The following is a 22,711-nucleotide window of genomic DNA, read 5'->3' as shown; positions in this document are numbered from 1 at the left end:
TAAGAAATTGGATAGATTTCCCTGCTCCGACTGTTCCTTGGCATATTTGAGACCATTCCCCTCTCGGTCTAGATGGCTTTTAATTCACTTTGTTCGATGGCCTATTTTCTTATTAAGTTTTGCCGATACTGTGCACGCCTCTCCCAGCCCTAAGCATTTTCCGGCCCACCTACGCACCTTTTAGTGCAGTCATCGTGCTGCGCCGGTGAGCGAAGATGCGGAAAGACTGACGCTGGTTTTCCGTGCCGGAAAGGCAAGAACGGACGCACCACTACCTTTGATGCAGTCCATTGAAGAGAACGCCTTCCGATAAATCGGAAGGCGTTCATGACAACCTGCTGCAAAGGAGCGGGCCCTATCTAGCAAGTATCGGAGCCGTGCGGACCTTGACTACTTTCCAACTTTTCCAGCGTCGGCATTGTCTTGTCCAGCACCCAAGCTCGGCTCAGGCTCGTCGGGTTGTTGAGTCCAGCGACGACCGCCTCGTCACCAGCGAGAGTCGCACCGGAATTCACCTGCGGCAAATCTTTGTATCCCGGAGTATTTTCAACTTCTTCGATTGAGCCGGTGCGGTTATAAATAACCATAAAATCAGCGGCCAGGTAGGATACGTTTTCCGGAGAAAGCGTGACGCGGCCTTTATCAACTGGAACCGTACCGTCAGTCAGCTTATCCGGGAACTTCATGCCCAAATCGTAGATGAAGGATGCACCCGGATCCTCAGGGTCTGCAACGGCACCAAAGGATCCCTGGGCGAATTGAGAAACAATGCCGATTTTACCCGCGAGGTTCGGCAATTTTTCCTTCACGTCAGCGAAACGCTTCTGATCCTCATCATCGCTAGGAGGCATACACCCATGGCCTATGACTTCGTCATTGGCGTGGACGTCGGCAGATACTTCCACCACGCCTGCGTCCTCGATCCCCAAGGCAGACAAGTCCTGTCCAAACGTATCGACCAGCATGAAGGCGCGCTACGCAAGCTCTTCGGCCAATTCCTCGCCGACAATGCCTCGGTCCTTGTCATTGTCGATCAACCCAATAACATCGGCCGGTTGACCGTCGCGGTCGCCCAAGACATGGGGGCAGACGTTCGCTATCTACCGGGGCTTGCGATGCGACAGCTCTCTCGCATCCACGTCGGCAACTCCAAGACCGATGTACGCGACGCCTACGTCATCGCCCATGCCGGTCTTAACCTTCCGGACGCCCTGCGCAGTGTCGACCGCGTTGAGGAAGTCTTTATCCAGTTGAAAGTTCTCAACGGTATCGACGAAGACCTCGCCCGGGCCTACACACGCCTGATTAACCAGATGCGATCCGCGCTCGTAGGAACCTATCCTGCCTTCGAACATGTCCTGCGCGGACAAATGATTCACCGAAAGTGGATCCTCCACCTACGTGCAAAATACGGTGGCCCCACCAAGATTCGACGCATCGGCAGAACACGCCTGGCAGCCTTTGCACGCAGCCACAAAGCGCGCAATCCTGAGCCTGTCATCGATGCCATGCTTGCCGCCATCCACGCCCAGACCGTGTCCATTGCCGGCGCAGAATACGCCGAACTAGGCGTAGCAATGTCCGCCAAAGACGCGCTAGCCAAACTAGAGCATCGCAAGCAAATCGAAGCGCAGGTACTCAAGCTCATTAAGGACATTCCTCAAACCGAGATTCTTTTATCGATGCCCGGCATCGGCCCGCGTAGTGCTGCGCAGATCCTCATGACTGTTGGCGATATGTCCGACTTCCCCGATGCAGCGCACCTAGCGTCCTATGCAGGCCTATCACCGCGGACGAATCAGTCGGGAACGTCCATTATGTCGAATTCGCCCAACCGGGCTGGCAACAAAAACTAAAGAACGCCCTATGGCAATCGTCTTTTGCATCGATCAGATTCCACGAGCGTTCCCGGCAATTCTATGAACGAAAACGCAAAGAAGGCAAAAGACACAACGCCGCAGTCGTCGCACTCGCACGCCGACGCTTCAACGTTCTCTTCGCCATGATGCGCAGCGGCGAGCTCTACCGAGACATCCCCACAGCGCAGGAGGCCACAGCAGCCTAAAACCACCAGAACCGCTCCTCAAGCCGATTGAGCAGCAAGCCCAATCGGCTCCTCAACGGGCCCGAAAACAACATCGCCGAAGTGAAGCAGAAGCCCTCCACACCCCCAACAACCTCACCCATGAAGTTGACAACCTATATAGGAACACCCCCCTGCAAGGCTGCGCCAATCCTATTAAGCTGGCAGACGTTTCGTGACTTCCCACTAACTTAAGGTTTCACATGAGCCAGCCACGGCACTCTGTTTTCGAATCCACCGTTCCCTCCCATGTTCGTGCGGCCTCCGGTGTGAGCCCGCACAGCGCTTCCTACCGCAAGTTCTGGTCGGGCCTATCCGGCGCCGTCATGGAGCAGATTGCCGATAACTGGGAGCGCACCCGTTCCGCCTATGCCGCGACCCGCCAGCAGCATTACTTCTCTGCGGAGTTCCTGCAGGGCCGCGCGCTGCTCAATAACCTCACCAACCTGGGCTTGGTCGACGATGCCAAGGCAGCGGCCACCGCTGCCGACCACGAGCTGAGCGATGTCCTCGAAGCTGAGCACGATGCCGCGCTCGGCAACGGTGGCCTCGGCCGTCTTGCCGCTTGCTTCCTCGATTCCGCTGTCACCCAGGACTACCCCGTCACCGGTTATGGCCTGCTTTACCGTTACGGCCTTTTCCGCCAGTCCTTTGAGAATGGCTTCCAGAAGGAACAGCCTGATGCGTGGATGGAAAACGGCTATGACTTCATCATCCGGCGCGCCTCCGAACAGCGCCGCGTCCACTTTGATGACATGGACGTGCGCGCCATTCCCTATGACATGCCTATCACCGGCTACGGAACCGATAACGTAGGCACGCTACGCCTGTGGAAGTCCGAGCCCATCGATGAATTCGATTACGATGCCTTCAATTCCCAGCGCTTTACGGAGGCCATTGTCGATCGCGAGCGCGTCATGGATATCTGCCGCGTGCTCTACCCCAATGACACTACTTACGAGGGCAAGGTGCTGCGCGTTCGCCAGCAATACTTCTTTGTCTCCGCATCCCTGCAGACCATGGTGGATAACTACATTGCCCAGCACGGCGAGGACCTCACCGGTTTTGCGCAGTACAACTCCATCCAGCTCAATGACACCCACCCAGTGCTCGCCATCCCAGAGCTCCTGCGCATTTTGCTCGATGACCATGGACTGAGCTGGGATGCGGCGTGGAAGATCGTCACCGAGACCTTCGCCTACACCAACCACACCGTGCTCGCAGAGGCCCTGGAGAGCTGGGAAGTGTCCATCTTCCAAAAGCTGTTCTGGCGCATCTGGCAGTTGGTAGAAGAAATCGACCGCCGCTTCCGCGAAGATATGGCCCACCGCGGCCTGGATCAGGACCGCATTGACTACATGGCGCCGGTATCCAACGGACAGGTTCACATGGCCTGGATCGCCTGCTACGCCGCCTACTCCATTAACGGTGTCGCCGCCCTGCATACCGAGATCATCAAGGCCGATACGCTGTCCGAATGGCATGAGCTCTGGCCAGAAAAATTCAACAATAAGACCAACGGCGTCACCCCGCGCCGCTGGCTGAAGATGTGCAACCCCCGCCTGGCAGAACTGCTCACCCAGCAGGCTGGTTCCGATGCGTGGGTTACTGACCTCACCCAGCTGGCCAAACTCGCCGATAAGGCCGACGATACTGACCTGCTACGAGAGCTGATCGCCATCAAGCAGGCCAATAAGCGCGACTTTGCGCAATGGGTAAACGACCACCAAGGCGCCGAAATCGACCCTGATTCCATCTTTGACGTGCAGATTAAGCGCCTGCACGAGTACAAACGCCAGCTGATGAATGCCCTCTACGTCCTCGACCTCTACTTCCGCATCAAGGACGAGGGCGAAACCGTGCCGAAGCGCACTTTCATCTTTGGTGCCAAGGCCGCGCCGGGCTACGACCGCGCCAAGGCGATTATCAAGCTCATCAACACCATCGCAGACCTGGTCAATAACGACCCGGCCACCAAGGACATCATCCGCGTCGTCTTCGTGGAAAATTACAACGTCTCCCCCGCCGAGCACATCATCCCGGCCGCTGATATCTCCGAGCAGATTTCCGTGGCTGGCAAAGAAGCTTCCGGCACGTCCAATATGAAGTTCATGATGAATGGCGCGCTGACCTTAGGCACCATGGATGGAGCAAACGTAGAAATCGTCGAGGCGGTTGGCGAGGACAACGCTTATATCTTCGGCGCCCGCAATGAGGAGTTGCCGCAGCTGCGCGCCGAGTACAACCCGGGCGAGCTTTACCAGAGCGTGCCAGGCTTGGCCCGCGTACTGGATGCGCTTGTCGACGGCACCCTGGGCGCAGACAATGCCGGTATCTTCGGCGATCTGCGCGCCTCGCTTCTCGACGGCTTCGGGGAGCACGCCCAAGACCAGTACTACGTCCTAGGTGACTTCGCCGACTACCGCGAAACCCGTGACCGCATGGCTGCCGAATACGAGGCAGACCAACTTGCCTGGGCCAAGAAGGCGTGGCTCAATATTTGCTACTCTGGCCGCTTTTCTTCCGACCGGACCATCGCGGACTATGCCAACGAGGTCTGGAAGATCCAACCAACTCCGATTTCCCAGAGCTAAGAAAAGTCCTGCCCTCCGCTTCTGCAGCTGAGGGCAGGACTTTAACGTGGCGTTAGGCCTACTTCCGTTTGTTTAGCGCAGGCCGACGCGCTTTAGCTGCTCATAGATGGGCTTTAGGTCAATATTGAGCACACCCATCTGCGTGGCTAGGAAACCGAGTCCGCCAACGACAGCGCCCAAGATTCCTAGGCCTGTAGCTAGACCTGCGGCAAAGCCCTTGCTGCTGCCCTTCTTTCCTGCATCATCCGCCGGATTAGTAGTACTTCCCGGCTGCTCTGGCTCGTCGGCAGAGCCGGCGTCACCATTCCACCACTCATCAAAGACCAAGTTGGCCACCAAGGTGTTATCGATGAAATCGCCGCGCACCGAATCCGTACCGGAGGTATTAGCCATGATGTCCTCAGAGCCTGCACCCTTGAAGAAGAATGGCACCAATTGGTTGGTGTGCTGCCCGGAGTACCAACCGTGCCGAGCGACCTTGCCCTTTTCGCCTTCCATGGCGTTAAAGCGGTCTTCCGCATCAGGGTTATCCTCAGTCGGTGTCTCGTTCGCACCGGAGAGATAGCCGGTCTCGTGGTCCGCGGTAACAACCAGGAGGGTCTCCTCCCCCGAAGAGTTCTCCTCTACCCACTTGATGGCGGCGTCAACCGACTTGTTGAAGTCCTGGGTCTCTTCGATGTCGCGCACCGGGTTATTGCCGTGTCCGGCCCAGTCGATGGCACCGCCCTCAATCATGATGGAAAAGCCATCCTCGTCCTGTCCCAGCGCATTGAGGGCGCCAGTCGTCATGGTGGGGAGATCGACGACGTCGTTAAGCTCGTCCGAGTATGGAGCCTTTGCCTCGCCCGAGCGGGAGTTCTGCAACGTGGAACCTACCTGCGCGATACCCCAATACTTCTGCTACGGCTTGACGTCACCTTGCGCCATCTTCTTGAAGTCATCGTTGGACTCGAAGTAATTCCAGTCGGTCTCGCCTCCGGAAAGCTTGGCGTAGTCGTCCTCGTACATGAAGCTATAGTCGGGAGTATCGACCTTCTGGTGGTCATTATCGTAGAACGGGTGGCCAGCGGCCATGACCAAGTCGAGGGCGCTGCCGAGCATCTCACGGCTAATGTCCTGCAGCTTATCGCGGTCCTTGTTGTGCGCGGCCCACGCCGCCGGAGTGGCTTCGGAATAGAGAGTGTCTGATGGTTTGTGTGTGGGTACCTAACCTGCATGAGGAGATGGACCAGAATGACTACTGTGGCGAGACGAGATCCGGCTGATAAGGCCAAGATTGATGCGATTGAAAAGAAGCTTCTTGCTAACCCTGACATCGCGAAGCTGATTGATGACCTAGGCACGTCTACAACGGATGCCAACGACCTGGTTCGCGGCATGTTGCAAGCCTCGATTACCAGGGGGGACTCAACGCTGAAATGGATGCCCACCTGGGCTACGAGTCTGGCGACAGGAGCGCTAAAGCTGCAGCTAGAACAGACAATCACCGCAACGGGTCGTATCCAAAGACTGTGGATTCTAACTACGGGCCAGTTACCGTTGATGTGCCGAGGGATAGGGCTGGCACATTCTTGCTGACTATGGTCCCTAAAGGCTCGAGGAGATTGACCGATGTCGATGACATGACCGTTAGCTTGTACGCCGGTGGGATGACAATTAGGGACATCCAGCATCATATGGCAACGGCGATGCGTGTTGATATTTCCCATGAGACGATTTCTGCGGTTACTGATGCCGTCTCGGATGAGGTCATGGTCTGGCAAAACCGCCAGCTAGACGAGTTCTACCCGGTCATTTTCCTGGACGCGCTGCGCATTAAAATCCGCGATGGCGGCCTAGTGGTCAATAAGTCCGCGTACATGGCAATCGGCGTGGCTCTCGACGGTATCAAGCACTTTTTGGAATCGTGGATTGCCAAAGAAGAAAGCGCTTCATCCTGGGCGCAAGTATGCGTCAATCTTTCTAACCGTGGGGTTAAAGACGTCTTTATCGTTTGCTGTAACGGGTTCAAAGGCTTGCCGGAAGAAGTAAAGGCAACCTGGCCGAACTCTATGGTGCAAACCTGTATCGTGCACCTGATTCGTGCCGCTAACCGATGGGTAGCCTACAGGGATCGCCGGGGCGTATCGGCCGCGTTGAAAAAGATTTACACCGCCACGGACGAGTCCACAGCTAAGGCTGCCTTAGACGAATTTGAAGCCTCTGAATTGGCAGAAAAGTATCCACGCTCAGTCAAAGTCTGGCGAGATGCATGGGCGCGTTTCGTACTGTTTCTCCAGTTCCCACCAGCAGCCAGCAAGGTCATTTACACGAAGAATTCGATTGAATCATTCAACAATGAACTGCGGAAAGCTACCCGCAACAGGGTGCAGTTCACTAACAATGAATCAGCGCTCAAGACGCTATGGTTGATGATCTGCAATATCGAAGACAGACGAGCTGCCAAGAGAGCGAAGCAGGGCAAACGAGTCTCAGCGACAACCGGCAGACTCATGGAAGGGACCCGAGTTTCCGGCTGGAAACAAGCCATTAACCAAATGGCCGTGGCCTACCCCGACAGCTTCGACAAATACCTATAAACCTAGCCCCACACACAAACAACTTGACACCCTCCGAACAAGCAAGCATTGATAGATGCAGGTCTGCACTACATTTTGTCGGTGAAACCCCACCGTGCCTGAGGTGATTGAAACCTGGCGGCGGGAAATCCCTGGTGAAGCCTACGCCCACGGCCGGATCTGGACACAAGCCTCGGCAAGCGATGCGCGCAAACACACAACCCCGAATACGGTGACCCACTTCCAGTACTCCTATGATCGAGCCAGACACGGCCTGCGCGGAATCAAAGCGCAAGTCACAAAAGCCAAACGCGCTGTTGACGGCGAAATCGCCATTAAGCGCAACCGCTATTTCGATCTTTCCACCCCGAACAAGAAGGTCAACTACGCTCTTGCTGCCAAACACCGAGTCCTAGCCGGAATTAAAGGCTATGAAACCGACCTGACCGCTCTTCCCGCCCAGGAGGTTATCGGGCATTACCGCAGGCTATTCCACATTGAAAATGTCGTATCAGATGTCGAAATCAGACCTGAAAGCACGCCCAATCTATGCGAGGAAACAAAACTCGATCACAGCACATCTCAATATTGTGATGGCAGCACTAGCCGTGACCCACCTGATGGAGACCCGCAGTGGTCACTTCATCAAACGCCTCGTGAGAACACTCAAGAAATACCGCAGCTTTCAACTCGTCGTTGGCGGCGAAACCATTCACGCCGCGGTACCATTCCCGCCCGACCTCACTGCCACCATCCAAGTAATCACCGGCCGCGAACTTCCGCACAAAATTGGCCTAAGTCAGGTTAGAAGGGAATCAGCACACCGTCTCGTGGGATTCGTGCTCTGGGTGCTCAATCTGGATGGTGGAGTGCTCGATACCGTGTTCGCGCAGGGCCTGCTGAGCGGCATCCAACAGCGGGCCGGTGCCGACGGTGCCGTCGCGCACGATATGCACGGTCGTGAGCACGTTCACGCCGTCCAGGCTCCACAGGTGCAGGTCGTGGATGTCAGCAACGCCCTCGACCTGCCGCAGCGCGGGCTCGATCGCACTGGCGTCGAAGTCCGCCGGGACTTGCTCGAGCAGCACGCTCGCCGAAAGCCGCATGAGCTGCCAGGCGCGCGGCAGCACCATCGCCGCGATCGCTAGGGAGGCGATCACGTCCGCCGCCACAAACCCCGTGGTCAGTACCACGATGCCGGCCACGATTACTGCGACCGAGCCGAGCATATCCACTAACACGTGCAAGAACGCGCCCTCCACGTTGATCGAGGATTTGCGGTGCCGGTGCAGAACCCACGCCGATAGCGCATTCGCCACCAGGCCGATCACCGCGATGATCAGCATCGTTTTTCCCTGCACTTCGGCCGGGCTCTGCAGGCGGCGCACCGCCTCGACGACAATCCACACCGAGATCGCCAGCACCATCACTGCGTTCGCCAGTGCAGCAAGCACCTCCACTCGTCGGTAGCCGTACGTGGCCTGAGCCGATGCTTGTCGGCGCCCAACCAACACCGCTAACACCGCGATGATCAACCCCGCAGCGTCGGAAAGCATGTGCATCGCATCCGCCATCAGCGCCATCGAACCCGCCAACCAGCCGCCGATCAACTCCGCGAAGAAGACGGTGCCGGTAATTCCTAGCGCAATCAAGAGTGCGCGCAGCGGCATGCTGGAGTGATCGTGGTCGTGGTGCTCGTGTGCCATGCACTCAGCCTACCCCCGTCGACGCTTATTGACAATTAAATGAAAACGGATGGCGGTGGGCGCAGCCACTGAGACCAAATCGGCCTGACTTAGGTCATTGTGCAGTTGTCCTTCGAATCTGTAGAGAAGCTGAAACAAGCACAACCAAAAAGTACTGCAGCCGCATGTCAGGAAAGCTACCGCTGCGTGTACGCAAGGTAAATATAAATCTACATTTGTATAAATGCATATAGAAAAGCGCCGCGACCCGTGGAACGTGTTAAAGGATGGGTCGCGGCGCTTGCGCCAAAAGAAATTACTTCTTGGTCTCACCCAACAGGTGGCACTGGATCATGTTGGTGTTACCAGCAATTCCTGGAGGGGTACCAGCAATGACGACAATCATGTCGCCTTCCTCGTACCTGTCCATCTCCAGCAATGCGTCATCGATGGCTTCCATCATGTCATCGGTGGACTTAACGTGCGGGCTCAAGAAGGTCTCAGCACCCCACGTGAGAGCCAGCTGGGAACGAACCGCTGGGTCCGGAGTAAATGCCAACAGTGGCAGGTGGGAGTGCAGGCGTGCCACTCGCTTAGCGGTATCACCGGAGGTAGTAAAGGCTACGATGGCCTTTGCATTGAGGCGCTCGGCAATATCGCGGGCGGAATAGGACACCACACCACGCTTGGTGCGCGGAACGTGGGACAGCGGTGGAACCTTGCCACCATCTTCAGCATTAGCCACGATCTTGGACATGGTGCGCACCACATTCTGCGGGTCAATGCCCACTGAAGTCTCACCAGAGAGCATGACGGCGTCGGCGCCATCGAGAACGGCGTTGGCCACGTCGGAAGCCTCTGCACGGGTCGGGCGCAGGTTGGAAATCATGGAATCCAGCATCTGGGTAGCCACGATGACCGGCTTAGCGTTCTCGCGAGCAATCTGGATAGCGCGCTTCTGGAACAGCGGCACGCGCTCCAGCGGCACCTCAACACCGAGGTCGCCACGGGCAATCATGATGGCATCGAATGCCAGCACAATAGACTCGAGCGCGTCTACTGCCTCAGGCTTTTCCAGCTTGGCGATGACCGGAACGCGGCGGCCCTCTTCGTCCATAATCTCGTGGACTTTATCTACATCTGCTGGAGAGCGGACGAAGGACAATGCCACGAGGTCAACGCCGAGCTTCAAAGCGAAGCGCAGATCAGCGATATCCTTTTCCGACAAAGCCGGCACGGAGATATCCATACCAGGGAGGGAAACGCCCTTGTTATTGGAAACCGGGCCACCTTCGGTGACCTCACAGACGACGTCGTTGCCGTCGACTTCCTTGCAGACAACGGCAACCTTGCCGTCGTCGATCAGCAGGCGGTCACCTGGCTTGGCGTCCTTGGCCAGGCCCTTGTAGGTGGTGGAGACGCGGTCATGGGTGCCTTCGATATCGTCCACGGTAATGCGGACGATCTGGCCGTTATCCCATTGCTCCTCGCCGTTGATAAAGCGGCCAAGGCGAATCTTGGGGCCCTGGAGGTCCGCCAAGATACCTACGGCGCGGCCGGTCTTATCGGTAGCCTGGCGCACCCAGTTGTAATTCGCCTCATGGTCTGCATGCTCGCCGTGAGACATATTCAGGCGGGCAACGTCCATGCCATCCTGTACGAGGCGCAAGATGCCATCCTCGCTAGCAACGGCAGGGCCGAGAGTACAAACAATCTTCGTTCTTCTATCCAGCATTATTGGCCTATTCCGTCGGGGAAACTGAACACTCCCCAACCTACTCCTTCGAAAGGATTGGGGCCACAATTTCTCGGTTTCATTTTCCGAACGGGCACCCCAAAATGCACCGTTTCCCACCCAAGCAAAACCAACCGGACATATTTGGGCGGTGTTTACGTCGATAAAGAACCCGGTTGCTGTCCATCAGATACCGGGTGCTCATCACTATGCTCATCAGCATCCCGGCGCTCCGCCCAATATTTAGGATCCACCTCTTCGGGGGACTCTGGACCCTGCCGGTGCCTATCAAGCACAAAGAAGACAATCGCGGCGATGATAAAAATCACAAGGGAGACGATGATATTTACACGCACCCCAAAGATATGGGTTGCTTCATCGGAACGCATCCCTTCAATAAAGAAGCGCCCCAATGTATAGCCCATGACATAGAGGGCAAAGACGCGCCCGTGCCCCAGCTTCCAGGCCTTATGAGCCCACAAGAGGAAAAGGCAAACCAGGACATTCCACACGAGTTCATACAGGAAAGTCGGGTGTACCGAGGTCATAACCTCACCCGTGGAGTGTCCGGAAACGGGAGCATAGCCACCATTTTCATTGACGCGGTAGTAAATATCTAAGGCCCACGGAACGTCGGTCGGGCGCCCATAGAGCTCTTGGTTAAACCAGTTACCTAGGCGTCCAATCGCCTGTGCGAGGACGAGGCCGGGTGCCACCGCGTCAGCAAAGGGGCCGAGCGGCACCTTCTTCACTTTGAAAAGCACCCACAAAGCTAGTGCGCCCAAGGCTACGGCCCCCCAAATGCCCAGGCCGCCATTGGTAATCTTCAGCGCGTCAGCGGGATTACAGCTATCGCAGAAGTACTTCTGGTTATCGGTAATGACGTGGTAGAGCCGCCCGCCAATGATGCCGGCTGGGATGACCACGATGGCGGCATCCCATACGGTGTCTGGGTTACCGCCGCGTGCGGTGTAGCGGCGTAACGTCATTCGCAGGGCGACGATAATTCCTACGATGATGCACAGGGCATAGGCACGAATGGGAATGGGTCCCAACTGCCACACGCCCTGCGGCGGAGACGGAATATTTGCAAGAATTTCTGTGTGCACGTAGCCAGTGTGCCTTATCCCCCACCCCACCAGCTAGTTGGGGCCTTGATCTATCTTGCGCGCGGGGCACGCTGGATGCTGCCCGGCAGCCACCAAAGAGCGCGCCAGCGCCGTTGGATCCTGGGCAGCCATGACTGATTCGCCCACCAACACTGCATCGGCGCCGCGTGAAGCATAGTGAAACAGGTTGCGCGCGTTGTTTACCCCGCCTACTGCGATGCGCAGGATGGATTCTGGCAGGCCTGGGGCGATATCGTTAAACGCCTCGCGGTTAATGGCATCCGAAGCCAACGACCACGCATTGATGGCGATGACGCTACTTCCTGCTTTGATTGCGCGGTCGACCTCGGCGCAGTTGCGTACCTCGACAATGGCGGTCATACCGAGCGATTCCACGCGGTCTAAAAGCGCCTCCAGGCGAGCTTGCTCTAAGAGCTCTACCTGCAGCGGAATAGCATCGGCCCCAAAGCACCTGGCTTCATGAATTTGATAGGGGTCCACGATGAGATCGCGCGACATCATGGGAATATCAATCGCAGCACGGGCAGCTGCCATGTCTTCTAAAGAACCGTGGAAGCGGCGGAAATCAGTCTGGCATGCCATGAGATGTACGCCGCAGTGTTCAAAGGTGCGGGCCCATTCCGCCATCTGTTCCGCAGAGCCAACATGAGCGATTTCACCGCCGTAGGGTACGGCGCGCTTGAGCTCCGTGATGACCGAGCAGCCTGTGCGTAGCAACGCGGCGCGGGCATCCCGGGGAGGTTCCATGTCCCGCGAGCGCGCCTTTACCTCTTTAAAGGACACACGGGCTTCCCGCGCAGCAACGTCCTCCAAGACTCCTGCAACAAGGTGGTCAACGGCAATGGGCGTAGGCATCAGCACCTCCCTCCACGGGCGATTAAAATCACACTTAGGTTAACCCGCTAGCATGCCGTTCCGGAAATTACACAGGAAACGGGGCTATTTTTTGTCCATATCGGTGGGATCGATATCACTATCAAGTGCGTCCCACATCACGCGTCCAGAGTCGGAAGAGGTTTCCAAATCCTCCTCCAACTTTGCCTGCCGTGCCGCTGGGGTTTCGTATTTGCTAGATGCCTTCGCCTTATCTACGCCCGGACTGCGTGCAAGCATGACTGCACCGAAGAGGGCTGTTGCCGCACCTATTAGGGCCAGAATTGGCCCCAGGGAATGCACCTCGGTGGACACGACTGTGGCCCAGTCAGAGATCTGGGCAGAGTCAACGGCGTTTTCATTGGCCGAGGCCCCCTGCAGGATTTTCTGCGCGCGCTCGGCGTCCGCGCCCGCAGTCAGCAGGCTCACCGGGGTCCATGCAACGACCGCGGCCGCGAGGGCGCACACTACGCCCACCACTCGCCTACCGACGCGCCGCAGCGCCATCCCCGCGACGGCACCGGCTACGAGAACTAGGGTCAGGGCCATGATCTCCAGCGACCAGGCCGAGCCGATGATGTCATTGGCTGCGGAGCCGGCCTTGTCGTCCTCGCTGGCGGCTACCACCCACGTAGCACGGGAGGACAGCCACACTACGATGGCTCCTACAGCGATAAGTAGTGGTCCAAGGCGTCTAGCCTTCACGGTTGCCCTCCTAGGAGATCGGTGGCGTCAAAGCACGTGCGGTCACCGGTATGGCAGGCGCCGCCGCGCTGCCGCACGGTCAGCAGAATAGTATCTCCATCGCAGTCAAGGCGAACGCCCAGCACCTCTTGGGTATTTCCAGAAGTTTCTCCCTTGACCCAATATTCATTGCGCGAGCGCGAAAAATACGTTGCCTTGCGGGTAGCGAGAGTATGGGCCAAAGCGTGGTCATCCATCCAAGCCATCATCAGCACCTCACCAGACTCAGCTTGGGCAATGGCCGGCACCAAGCCTTGGTCATTGCGCTTGAGCTGCTTGGCGATGTCCCCGTTAAGTTCATAGTTGCCCGGGGTACTCATCGGCGCACCTCGTAGCCCGCAGCATCAAGGGCGTATTTCACGTCGCTGATTTCTACCTCACCGAAGTGAAAAATGCTTGCTGCCAAGACGGCATCGGCGCCGGCAGCGACGGCCGGTGGAAAATCTGCGGCGTTTCCCGCGCCGCCAGAGGCGATAACGGGAATGGTCACCGCTGCGCGCACGGCGCGCAGCAATTCAAGGTCAAATCCTTCCTTTGTGCCATCGCCATCCATCGAGTTGAGGAGGATCTCCCCTACGCCCAGTTCTTCGCCGCGGCGTGCCCATTCGGTGGCGTCGGTCCCTGCCGATTCCGTACCACCGTGCGTCGTGACCTCAAAGCCGGATGGCGCATACTCTTCGCGGCACCGGCGGGCATCAACAGACAGCACGATGCATTGGGCTCCGAAAATCTCAGCCATGTCGCGCAGCAGTTCCGGATTCTTAATGGCCGCGGTGTTTACTGAGACCTTATCCGCCCCGGCGCGCAATAATTCTCGGACGTCATCAACGCTGCGAACTCCGCCGCCCACCGTCAATGGAATAAATACCTGGTCTGCAGTGCGGCGCACGACCTCGAGCATGGTGGAGCGCCCTTGTGTAGAAGCAGAGACATCCAAGAAGGTAAGTTCATCGGCTCCTAGGTGGTCATAACGCGCGGCCAGCTCCACTGGGTCGCCGGCATCGCGCAGGTTGTCAAAGTTAATGCCCTTGACCACGCGGCCTTGGTCCACGTCTAGGCAGGGGATCACGCGTACGGCTACAGCCATGGCGGCCGCCTCCTTTTCGGGTGTTTAATCTTAGCGGTGAAATGAACCGGTGTGACGAGACAAGATATCCACGATGGTGGCATGAACTTGCGGGGTACCTGCCACCATGCCGCGCGACTGCGCGGTCCACGGATTTCCTTCCGGATCGGTGACAACGCCACCAGCTGCCTGAATCTGCAGTGCTCCCGCGGCGTTATCCCATGGGTGCGGAGAGAAGTTAATCGCACCATCGAACACACCCTGCGCGACGAAGGCATTATCAAGCCCCACAGAACCGGTCATCCGCGGGCGCAGTCCGGTCTCGCGCAGCTCGTGGAAAATGTCGGTGGGCAGGTGGGAAGAGCAGCCCACGTGACCGCGTGCTTCATCAAACCCCATTGCTTCGTCCCCTCCACCAAAACCAGTGGCAGGCCCACCTACTGAGCGCAGCGGGGAGCCATCGCAGGTGACCAGACGGCGCCCCAGAAGCGGGAAGTCAGATACCGCGGCAACGGGCCTGCCCTCATGAATGAGCGCCACCAGGATGCCGGCCATGGGGTTTCCGGCAGAGTAGTTTGCGGTGCCATCGATCGGATCTACCACCCACACGGTATCGAGCACGCTGCCGCCTGATTCTTCTCCATAGACCGGGATGCCGGTCATCTGGGTCAAGATATCGCGCAGCTGTTGCTCGATGACGAGATCTACCTCGGTGGCGAAATCTCCCTGCCCCTTAAAACGGGCGGGCGCAGCTCCGAGGCCGGAGCGAAAAATGGGTTCTACTTGGTCTACGGCCGCCTCCGCGAAGGCCACCAACTCGCGGGGTTCCATCATGACTTAGTTGTCCTCAGGGTCGAAAGGGTCAATGGTTTCTTCCGCCGGCAGCGGCTCTACCTCGGCCACCGCAGCGAGAGCTTCGTCGAGGGTGAAATTCCCCTCGTACAGGGCCTTGCCAATAATGGCGGAATCGATGCCCTCATTTGCATAAAGCGCGAGCTCGCGCAGGTCTTCCAGGCTAGAAATGCCACCAGAGGCGGTGATTTTTGCCTCCGTTGCCATCGCCACCTCGCGCAGGATCTCAATATTAGGTCCGGTGAGCGTGCCGTCTTTAGATACGTCTGTCACCACAAAGCGCTGGCATCCGGCGGCATCGAGGCGCTCGAGTACCTCCCACAGATCGCCGCCATCGGAGACCCAGCCATTGCCGGCGGTACGCCATTCGCCGCCATCTTCGCGAACGGCAAGGTCCACGGCGACCTTATCTCCGTAGCGAGCGAGGATGTCCTCGATCCATTCCGGCTGCTCTAGAGCAGCCGTGCCGATACTAATGCGCTGCGCACCGGTAGCCAGCGCGCGCTCTACCGCGGCATCATCCCGGATGCCTCCGCTAAGCTCCACATTTACACCCAGCTCGCGGGTAATCATCGCCATTTCTTCGTGGTTGGAGCCCCGACCAAATGCCGCATCCAAATCCACAAAGTGCAGCCAGTGCGCGCCTTGGGACTGCCACTTTTGCGCGGCATCGCGCGGGGAACCATACGAGGTTTCGGTGCCTGCTTCGCCTTTATCCAAGCGCACGGCTTGGCCTTGAGATACATCGACTGCGGGCAAAAGCGTAAAAGTCATATCCATCATCCTACCTAGAGCGTGCGCATCCAGTTTTCCAAAAGCTGTGCACCGGCGTCCCCGGATTTTTCAGGGTGGAATTGGGTCGCCCACAGCGCGCCGTTTTCTACCGCCGCGACGAACCTATCGTCCGCGTGCTCGGCCCAACTGACCAAGGGCGGGCGAGTAATCTCCGTTTCCAGCTCCCAGTGGCGAACGCCATAGGAATGCACAAAATAAAAGCGCTCGTCTTCGGCCACTCCGGCAAACATATCGCTGCCGACGGGTACCTCTACGGTATTCCACCCCATATGCGGCAGCACCGTAGAGTGCAGCTTTTCGACGGTACCGGGCCACTCGCCGCAACCGGTGGAGTTGATGTTGTGTTCCACTCCGGCGTCGAAAAGCACCTGCATGCCTACGCAAATGCCCAACACCGGACGCTCCCCCGCCAAGCGCTGGCCGATGACCCTCGGGCCTTGCACCGCGTGCAACCCGCGCATGCAGGCAGCAAAGGCACCCACGCCGGGGACAAGCAGACCGTCCGCTTCCACCGCTTCCTTGGGGTCCGCGGTAACTGTGACGTCCGCGCCCACTCGCTCTAGTGCGCGCTGTGCCGAGCGCACGTTGCCCGCGCCATAATCCAATAATGCGACCGTCTTTGCCATGGGCTACACCTTACGCATACGGCGCAGACGCGTCCGGATATCGTTGGTTTCGCTCACTCGGGTGCGCCCGAGTACGAAGTCTGCCACCGTCATAAGCAAGCCAACAACGAGGATGGCCACGCCGGCGCCAAACGCCCCCGCGTAGCCATAGCCAGCGACCAAGGCGCCCAAAAGGGTCGAGCCCAAACCGGTGCCGCCGTCATAGAAGATATTCCAGATGGCCGAAGCCTCCGAAACTCGTTCACGCGGCAGGCGATCAAACATCGACAGCAAGGCCTCATTTTGCGCAATACCAAAGGCACCGCCGAAGAGGAAGGCGCCCAACACGAGCCACCATACAGAGCCGTCGAAATAAAGAGGAACGGCGATGGCAAGCACACCCACGATGGCCATGATCTGGCTGGGGATGTAGAGCCGGCCAGGAGTGCCCACGCGGTCTGCCACCATGCCGGCAAAGTAGCGGAAAATCATGGCGGCGCCGCCCACGATGGATAACATGATGCCGGCCAGGCTGGCGCCGCGCTCGGCATCAAGTTCTTGCACCGCCGGCGGCAGGAAGGATGATACGGCGCCATAGCTCATAGAAAACGTCGTCAGCGCCAACGCAGGGACGAGCACCAGCTTCCACGTAGGAACGCGGATAAGGTTCGGCTCCTCTTCGGTATCGGAGGCGAGCGTGACCTTGATCTTGGGAATGCGCAAACACATGCCAAAACCCACGAAACCAATGATGCCGGCGGTGATATACGTCGAGGCATAACCCAGCTTTTCCGCCATGATCAATCCCAAGGGCAAAAAGACCATCTGGCCCAGGCCAGTAAAGACACCAATCATGCCGGTAGCCTTACCCAGCAGGCGTACGGGCGCTAGTTCCGCAATGAGCGCGGACTCAGAAACGGTCAGCGCACCAAAGCCCACGCCGCGCAGAGCGGAAAAGAGCAGGACAACCCAAGCATCGGTCCCCAAGAGGTGGCCGAAGGCAGGTACACCCAAGGTAAAGGCAGAAAGCGCCATCACGCGGCGGTAGCCCCACCGGCGCAAGAGCCACGGGGAAATGATCTGGGTCAGCACGGTAAAGGCCATGAAGATGCCCGTGGATGATCCCGCCAAGGTAGCTGAACCGCCGGAGTCAATGACAGCTAGCGGCACTACGGGAAGGAGGATGGACCAAGCGCCGAAGGCCGCGGCAATGGCCACCATGGTGGCGGTGTAGCCCGGGATCTTCCAGATATTGGTTTCTTGGGTTGTACTCATTTACCAAACGCTCCTACCATCCACGAGATAGCTGCTACCACAGTGATTGCGGCCAAAAGTGAGGCTACGACTGTCATCGCCTTCGACCCCTGTTGGTAGGCAGACCATGCGCCTCCTACCAACATGCCGGCTACGAGGAAGAGGACCAAGATCATAAAGTGCATGCGTTCTAGAGTGCTCCCTTCGTCGATGGAATGCCAGTTTGGCGTGGGTCTAATTCCACCGCACCGCGCAGCGCACGCGCTACGGCTTTATACTCCGCCTCCGTAATGTGGTGCGGATCGCGCCCATAGCGCACGTTGAGGTGGAGCGTTACCGCAGCGTGGGTAGCGAGCGTCTCAAAAAAGTGGCGATTGATCACCGTGGCGTAATGCCCACCGATGTTCTGCCACTGCAGGTGCTCCGGTTCGCCGTTCATCACGAAATAGGCACGCCCAGAAAAATCCACCACCGCTTCCACTAAGGCCTCGTCCATGGGCAAAAGCTGGGAGCCAAAGCGGCGAATGCCGGCCTTATCCCCCACCGCCTCACGCAGCGCGGTGCCGAGCACGATGGCGGTATCTTCCACAGTGTGATGGGCATCTACCTCCACATCGCCCTCAGCCTGCACGGTGAGATCCAAGCTGCCATGAGTAGCGAAGGCCGTGAGCATGTGATCGAAAAAAGGCAGTCCGGTAGAAATATCGCTGTGTCCCGTGCCATCGAGGTCAATGTCCACAGAAATCTGCGATTCCGACGTTGCCCGGTGGGCGCGTCCTACGCGGTTGCTCATGCTTCGCTCCTTTCTCCTGCGAGCGGGGAATCCGCCACTACTGTATCCGCAAGGTCCTCAGCTACGGCCAAAAAGGCAGAGTTTTCTTCTGGCAGCCCCACCGTCATGCGCAGGTGGCCTGCGATGCCAACATCGCGAATAAGCACTTCCTTATCCAAGAACTGTTGCCACACGCGGTGTTGGTCAGCAAAGCGGCCGAAGAAGAGAAAATTAGATTCGCTTGGCAGGACGGTATAGCCTAGTTCGCGCAAGCGAGCGGCCACCCGCTCGCGCTCGGCGGCGATCTTTTCCACGGTGGCGAGCGTATCCGCACTATGGCGCAGCGCCACCGTCGCCGCTGCTTGGGAAAGCACGGACAGATGATACGGCAAGCGCACCAACATCACGGCCTCCACAAAGGCCGGGTCCGCCACAAAGTATCCGAGACGGCCGCCGGCAAAATCGAAAGCCTTAGACATGGTGCGCGAGACCACCAGCTTCGTGGGGTATTTATCCAGCAGCGTCACCGCAGAAGGCGAGGAGGAAAATTCGCCATAGGCTTCATCGACGATGAGGATGCCCGGGGCGGCGTCGGCAAGCGCGGCAATATCGTCCACGCTGGTCACCCCGCCAGTGGGGTTATTCGGCGTAGTCACAAAGATGATATCCGGCTGGTGCTGCACCACGGCTGCCAGCGCCCGATCCATATCAATGCGGAAATTCTCATCGCGCGGGCACTCCACAAACTGCGTATGGGTCCCATCCGCGAGGATAGGGTGCATGGAATAAGACGGGGTGAAACCGAGCACGCTGCGGCCTGGACCGCCGAATGCCTGCAACAGCTGCTGCAAAATCTCATTCGAGCCATTCGCCGCCCACACCTGCGCATATCCCACGCGCACCCCGGTTTGTTCAGAAACGTAGTCCGCCAAGGCCTGGCGCAGCTCCACCGCATCGCGCTCCGGATAGCGATTGAGCGTGGTGGCAAGGCGCCGGGTCTCCGCCACCAAGTCATCCACTAGCGCCTGCGAGGGAGGATAAGGATTTTCGTTGGTATTGAGCTGGTAGGCCACGTGGAGCTGCGGCGCCCCATAGGCAAACTTGCCGCGCAGCTCCTCGCGCAGGGGAAGATCATTCAAGTGCGTCATTTAATTCTCCTCGAATCGGGCGCGGATAGCCTCGCCGTGAGCGGGCAGCCCCTCGGCCTCCGCAAAAGTGATAACGTGCGGGGCAATCTCTTCCAACGCAGCTCGGTCATATTCAATGAGGTTGACCGGCCGCATAAAGGTATGGGTAGAAAGACCGGCAGAAAAGCGCGCCGTACCGGAGGTGGGCAATACGTGATTGGAACCAGCCGCGTAATCTCCGAGCGGCACTGGAGCAAAGTCCCCTACAAAGATGGCACCGGCGTGCTTAATCCGCTCGGCCACCGCGCCGGGCTCTGCGGTGTGGATCTCCAGGTGCTCAGCAGCGTAGGCATTGGCCACCGCCACCGCTGCATCCAGGGAATCGACCAACACAATTCCGGATTGCTCGCCGCCTAGAGCTTCGGCCGCTCGCTCCGCATTAGCGGTGGCACCGTAGCGCGCCTCTACCTCCGCCTTCACACGCTGAGCCAGGCTTGGCGATGCCGTAATGAGCACGCTCGCGGCCATCGGATCATGCTCGGCCTGGGAGATAAGGTCATAGGCCACATACACCGGATTCGCGGTGTCATCAGCGATAATGGCGATTTCGGTCGGCCCAGCCTCGGCATCCGTGCCCACCACGCCGCGCACCAGCCGTTTGGCCGCGGTGACGAAGATATTTCCAGGGCCGGTAATCATGTCCACAGGGGCTAGTTCGGCGTCATCATCGCCGTAGGCCATCAGCGCGATGGCCTGGCCGCCTCCTACCGCCCAGACCTCATCCACGCCCAGCATCTGGCACACGGCCAACACCGTGGGGTGAGGCAGGCCACCGCACTCTTTTTGTGGCGGCGAGGCTACCACCAGGCTTTCCGCGCCGGCCGCCTGCGCTGGCACGGCGTTCATGATTACCGAGGACGGATAGACCGCCTTGCCTCCCGGCACGTATAGCCCAACGCGCTCGATGGGGCGAAAGACCTCGGTCACCGTGGCACCTGGCGCCAGCTCAGTGGTGTGCGCGGCCGGTTTCTGCTCGGCGTGAACCTTGCGGACCCTCTCGATGGAGGCCTCAATCGCTCGGCGCACCTGCGGGTCTAGGCCGGAAGCGGCCTTCTCCAACTCCACTTGGGGCACCCGCAGGTGGGTTGGGCGCACGTCATCGAATTGCTCGCCATAGTCCAAGGCGGCCGCAGCGCCTTCTTGACGTACTCGATGAACCAGCGGCGCCACCTTGTCCACCACGGCGGCCACGTCGGTGCCACCGCGCGGCAAAACTCGCCGCAGCTGGGCGGGGCGCAGCTCTTGGCCGCGCAGATCGATGGTGCGAAGCATTCCCGACTCCTCTTCTCCCTATCGGATTTCTGTTATTAAACCAATATCCTAATGGTCAAACGCCAGCGAGGGGGCCGGTTTGGGCTATAGACTCGGTGTCAACACAGCTTTAAGGTGGTGGCAGCGATGAGCGAGATTGAGCCCTCTCTTCTGCTCGCGCATGCTCACACCATTGCCCGCGATAATGACGTGCCCTGCTGGGCTCTGCCTACTGGCGAGCTTCTCGTTCCGCATGCAGCAGGCGGCTCCACCTTCATCTTTATAGACCAGCTGGAAGAACCGGTGCTCCACCTGCACACCAGCCCTCGCGGCGGAGTCGATCTCAGCGAGATCTCCGAGCTCGCACACCTAGCCAACGAGTGGAACCACGATTGCCTCTCCCCGGCCGTCGTGGTTGATTATGACCAGCCTGACTGCGTGAGCGTTTCCGGTCATAGCTATCTGCCGGCCGATACCTCCCCCAGCCGCGAACAGCTCGCGGCATTCCTCCTACCGGCGCTGCGCAATGCGGAGGTCCTCATGGATCTGCTCGCCCAATCCCATCCCGGCCTCGTGCGCGAAGCCTCACCGGAGCTTGCCCCGCTTGCCGACGCCCCCTTGGAACCCTTCACCCTCGATAGCTTGGCCGAGATCCTGCCGCTTATTGGCATCCAGCGCTTCCAAAGCGACGGCGCCACCGCCATCTACGCCTGGGTCAATGATGTCCTTTTCGCCTTCGCACTGGACAATGGGCCCAGCCTCATTATCAAGGGGCACTGGGACCCAAGCCTGGACGAGGCGGAATTTACCCGGCTCTTCCTCATTTGCAATGACTGGAATCGCGCCCACCATGGCGCCGTAGCATTTTGCCACCACACCGCCGAGGGCCTGCAAGTGCGGATGGATGCCGCCACCATTACCGCCGCGGGACTTACCCGGCCGCAACTTTTTAGCGCCATCGGCCGCGGGCTCAAGCACATCCTGCACGGCATCGATGACATCGCACACGAAGTAACCGGTGCCTCCCCCGTCGAATGGCCCTAGACGCGCACATCACCAATCTTCATCGGCGCTCACAAAGGCCGTGGACCAATAAGCAAACATCGCCATAAAGGGGGCCACCGCCCACGAGATGGCTGGGGAAAACTTCGGGGCGAACTCTACGACTTCCCCTGGGTTTTCTGGCGGATGCGTGGCGGTGACCCCGCCAAAGACATAAAAGGACGCTGCCCCAGCCAGGGCACACACGCCGACCCACAGGAGCATCGACAAGCCCCGCCCTTGCCGGCGCAGGTACGCGCCCAACCCCAAGAACAAACCAAGCAGGCCGGTAATGAGGGCAAAGGTAATAAAGGCGATGAACTGAACGCTTCCCATCGCATCGATGGCATAGCCACCATCGTCTACCTCATGGCCGGTAAGCGTCGGGCGGAAAAACCCCCACAACGCGCCGGCCACGCCATAAACCAGGAGCGCACACGCGAGTAACCCCGCACCAAAACCTAGGGTGCGGGGTAACCGGCGCTT

At 58.7% G+C, this 22,711-nt stretch carries 21 protein-coding genes and 3 pseudogenes; 5 read left to right on the top strand and 19 right to left on the bottom strand.

The features are described 5' to 3' along the window. Positions 1-359: 359 nt before the first annotated feature. Positions 360-851 (bottom strand): substrate-binding domain-containing protein, encoded by a 492-nt coding sequence (locus QP941_RS00750; RefSeq protein ID WP_250408703.1) that lies wholly within the window; start codon positions 849-851, stop codon positions 360-362. Between the two features lie 6 nt (positions 852-857). Between QP941_RS00750 and QP941_RS00745 the strand changes: the two are divergent. Both QP941_RS00745 and QP941_RS00740 read left to right on the top strand, forming a co-directional pair. After that, positions 858-2,065: pseudogene (locus QP941_RS00745) on the top strand (IS110 family RNA-guided transposase). A 221-nt stretch (positions 2,066-2,286) separates the two neighbouring features. Then, entirely contained in the window at positions 2,287-4,677 is a 2,391-nt protein-coding gene (locus tag QP941_RS00740; RefSeq protein WP_284867658.1) for a glycogen/starch/alpha-glucan phosphorylase, read from the top strand. Between the two features lie 72 nt (positions 4,678-4,749). Here QP941_RS00740 and QP941_RS00735 read toward each other — a convergent pair whose 3' ends face one another. After that, positions 4,750-5,541, bottom strand: coding sequence for an alkaline phosphatase (locus QP941_RS00735; RefSeq protein WP_284867657.1), 792 nt, complete (start codon positions 5,539-5,541; stop codon positions 4,750-4,752). Positions 5,542-5,577: 36 nt separating this feature from the next. Beyond that, positions 5,578-5,778 carry a hypothetical protein gene (locus QP941_RS00730; RefSeq protein ID WP_239234729.1) on the bottom strand — a complete coding sequence of 67 codons (201 nt, stop codon included), beginning with the start codon at positions 5,776-5,778 and terminating at the stop codon, positions 5,578-5,580. A gap of 132 nt (positions 5,779-5,910) precedes the next feature. On the opposite strand from QP941_RS00730, the pseudogene QP941_RS00725 reads away from it, so the two are divergent. Both QP941_RS00725 and QP941_RS00720 read left to right on the top strand, forming a co-directional pair. Next, positions 5,911-7,256 (top strand): annotated as a pseudogene (locus tag QP941_RS00725) (IS256 family transposase). Between the two features lie 36 nt (positions 7,257-7,292). After that, a pseudogene (locus QP941_RS00720) lies at positions 7,293-8,020 on the top strand (IS1634 family transposase); the annotation flags it as partial. Positions 8,021-8,050: 30 nt separating this feature from the next. Here QP941_RS00720 and QP941_RS00715 read toward each other — a convergent pair. The 15 genes from QP941_RS00715 to hisD form a co-directional block, all read right to left on the bottom strand. Beyond that, positions 8,051-8,941 (bottom strand): cation diffusion facilitator family transporter, encoded by an 891-nt coding sequence (locus QP941_RS00715; protein ID WP_225746763.1) that lies wholly within the window; start codon positions 8,939-8,941, stop codon positions 8,051-8,053. A 295-nt stretch (positions 8,942-9,236) separates the two neighbouring features. Next, the gene (gene pyk / locus QP941_RS00710; protein WP_269953210.1) at positions 9,237-10,652 is read right to left on the bottom strand and encodes a pyruvate kinase; all 1,416 of its coding nucleotides are present in this window, start codon (positions 10,650-10,652) and stop codon (positions 9,237-9,239) included. Positions 10,653-10,810: 158 nt separating this feature from the next. Continuing rightward, positions 10,811-11,764 (bottom strand): prolipoprotein diacylglyceryl transferase, encoded by a 954-nt coding sequence (gene lgt, locus QP941_RS00705; RefSeq protein ID WP_284765802.1) that lies wholly within the window; start codon positions 11,762-11,764, stop codon positions 10,811-10,813. Positions 11,765-11,797: 33 nt separating this feature from the next. After that, positions 11,798-12,640, bottom strand: coding sequence for an indole-3-glycerol phosphate synthase TrpC (locus tag QP941_RS00700; protein ID WP_284765801.1), 843 nt, complete (start codon positions 12,638-12,640; stop codon positions 11,798-11,800). An 84-nt stretch (positions 12,641-12,724) separates the two neighbouring features. Next, positions 12,725-13,363: a TIGR02234 family membrane protein gene (locus QP941_RS00695; RefSeq protein WP_284765800.1), complete on the bottom strand. Its 639-nt coding sequence runs from the start codon at positions 13,361-13,363 to the stop codon at positions 12,725-12,727. Continuing rightward, positions 13,360-13,722 carry a phosphoribosyl-AMP cyclohydrolase gene (hisI, locus tag QP941_RS00690; protein WP_150851219.1) on the bottom strand — a complete coding sequence of 121 codons (363 nt, stop codon included), beginning with the start codon at positions 13,720-13,722 and terminating at the stop codon, positions 13,360-13,362. Before hisI ends, QP941_RS00695 begins: the two co-directional genes overlap by 4 nt. Next, a complete protein-coding gene (hisF, locus tag QP941_RS00685; RefSeq protein ID WP_284867655.1) occupies positions 13,719-14,489 on the bottom strand; it encodes an imidazole glycerol phosphate synthase subunit HisF in 771 nt (256 codons plus the stop codon). Before hisF ends, hisI begins: the two co-directional genes overlap by 4 nt. A gap of 30 nt (positions 14,490-14,519) precedes the next feature. Next, a complete protein-coding gene (locus tag QP941_RS00680) occupies positions 14,520-15,302 on the bottom strand; it encodes an inositol monophosphatase family protein (protein ID WP_284867654.1) in 783 nt (260 codons plus the stop codon). Positions 15,303-15,305: 3 nt separating this feature from the next. After that, positions 15,306-16,094 carry a bifunctional 1-(5-phosphoribosyl)-5-((5-phosphoribosylamino)methylideneamino)imidazole-4-carboxamide isomerase/phosphoribosylanthranilate isomerase PriA gene (gene priA, locus QP941_RS00675; RefSeq protein WP_284867653.1) on the bottom strand — a complete coding sequence of 263 codons (789 nt, stop codon included), beginning with the start codon at positions 16,092-16,094 and terminating at the stop codon, positions 15,306-15,308. 14 nt (positions 16,095-16,108) lie between these two features. Beyond that, positions 16,109-16,741, bottom strand: a complete 633-nt coding sequence (gene hisH / locus QP941_RS00670; protein WP_284867652.1) for an imidazole glycerol phosphate synthase subunit HisH — start codon at positions 16,739-16,741, stop codon at positions 16,109-16,111. A 3-nt stretch (positions 16,742-16,744) separates the two neighbouring features. After that, entirely contained in the window at positions 16,745-17,995 is a 1,251-nt protein-coding gene (locus QP941_RS00665; RefSeq protein WP_284867651.1) for an MFS transporter, read from the bottom strand. Beyond that, positions 17,992-18,159 (bottom strand): CG2302 family histidine operon protein, encoded by a 168-nt coding sequence (locus QP941_RS00660; RefSeq protein ID WP_005324605.1) that lies wholly within the window; start codon positions 18,157-18,159, stop codon positions 17,992-17,994. The genes QP941_RS00665 and QP941_RS00660 overlap by 4 nt, the downstream gene beginning before the upstream one ends. Positions 18,160-18,164: 5 nt before the next feature. Continuing rightward, a complete protein-coding gene (gene hisB, locus QP941_RS00655; RefSeq protein WP_284843791.1) occupies positions 18,165-18,767 on the bottom strand; it encodes an imidazoleglycerol-phosphate dehydratase HisB in 603 nt (200 codons plus the stop codon). Then, complete coding sequence (locus tag QP941_RS00650; protein WP_284867650.1) at positions 18,764-19,894, bottom strand: histidinol-phosphate transaminase; 1,131 nt, start codon at positions 19,892-19,894, stop codon at positions 18,764-18,766. Before QP941_RS00650 ends, hisB begins: the two co-directional genes overlap by 4 nt. Next, positions 19,895-21,205 (bottom strand): histidinol dehydrogenase, encoded by a 1,311-nt coding sequence (hisD, locus tag QP941_RS00645; RefSeq protein WP_284867649.1) that lies wholly within the window; start codon positions 21,203-21,205, stop codon positions 19,895-19,897. It abuts the gene before it with no gap. 126 nt (positions 21,206-21,331) lie between these two features. On the opposite strand from hisD, the gene QP941_RS00640 reads away from it, so the two are divergent. Next, complete coding sequence (locus QP941_RS00640; RefSeq protein WP_284867648.1) at positions 21,332-22,228, top strand: type III secretion system chaperone family protein; 897 nt, start codon at positions 21,332-21,334, stop codon at positions 22,226-22,228. 9 nt (positions 22,229-22,237) lie between these two features. Here the strand turns inward: QP941_RS00640 and QP941_RS00635 are convergent, their stop codons facing one another. Beyond that, positions 22,238-22,630 carry a hypothetical protein gene (locus tag QP941_RS00635; protein ID WP_284867647.1) on the bottom strand — a complete coding sequence of 131 codons (393 nt, stop codon included), beginning with the start codon at positions 22,628-22,630 and terminating at the stop codon, positions 22,238-22,240. Positions 22,631-22,711: the final 81 nt, after the last annotated feature.

It is taken from the genome of Corynebacterium sp. MSK150, assembly GCF_030229215.1.
Taxonomy (GTDB): domain Bacteria; phylum Actinomycetota; class Actinomycetes; order Mycobacteriales; family Mycobacteriaceae; genus Corynebacterium.
Note: the sequence above shows the minus strand (reverse complement) of the source record. Positions and strands in the feature narration are given on the sequence as shown.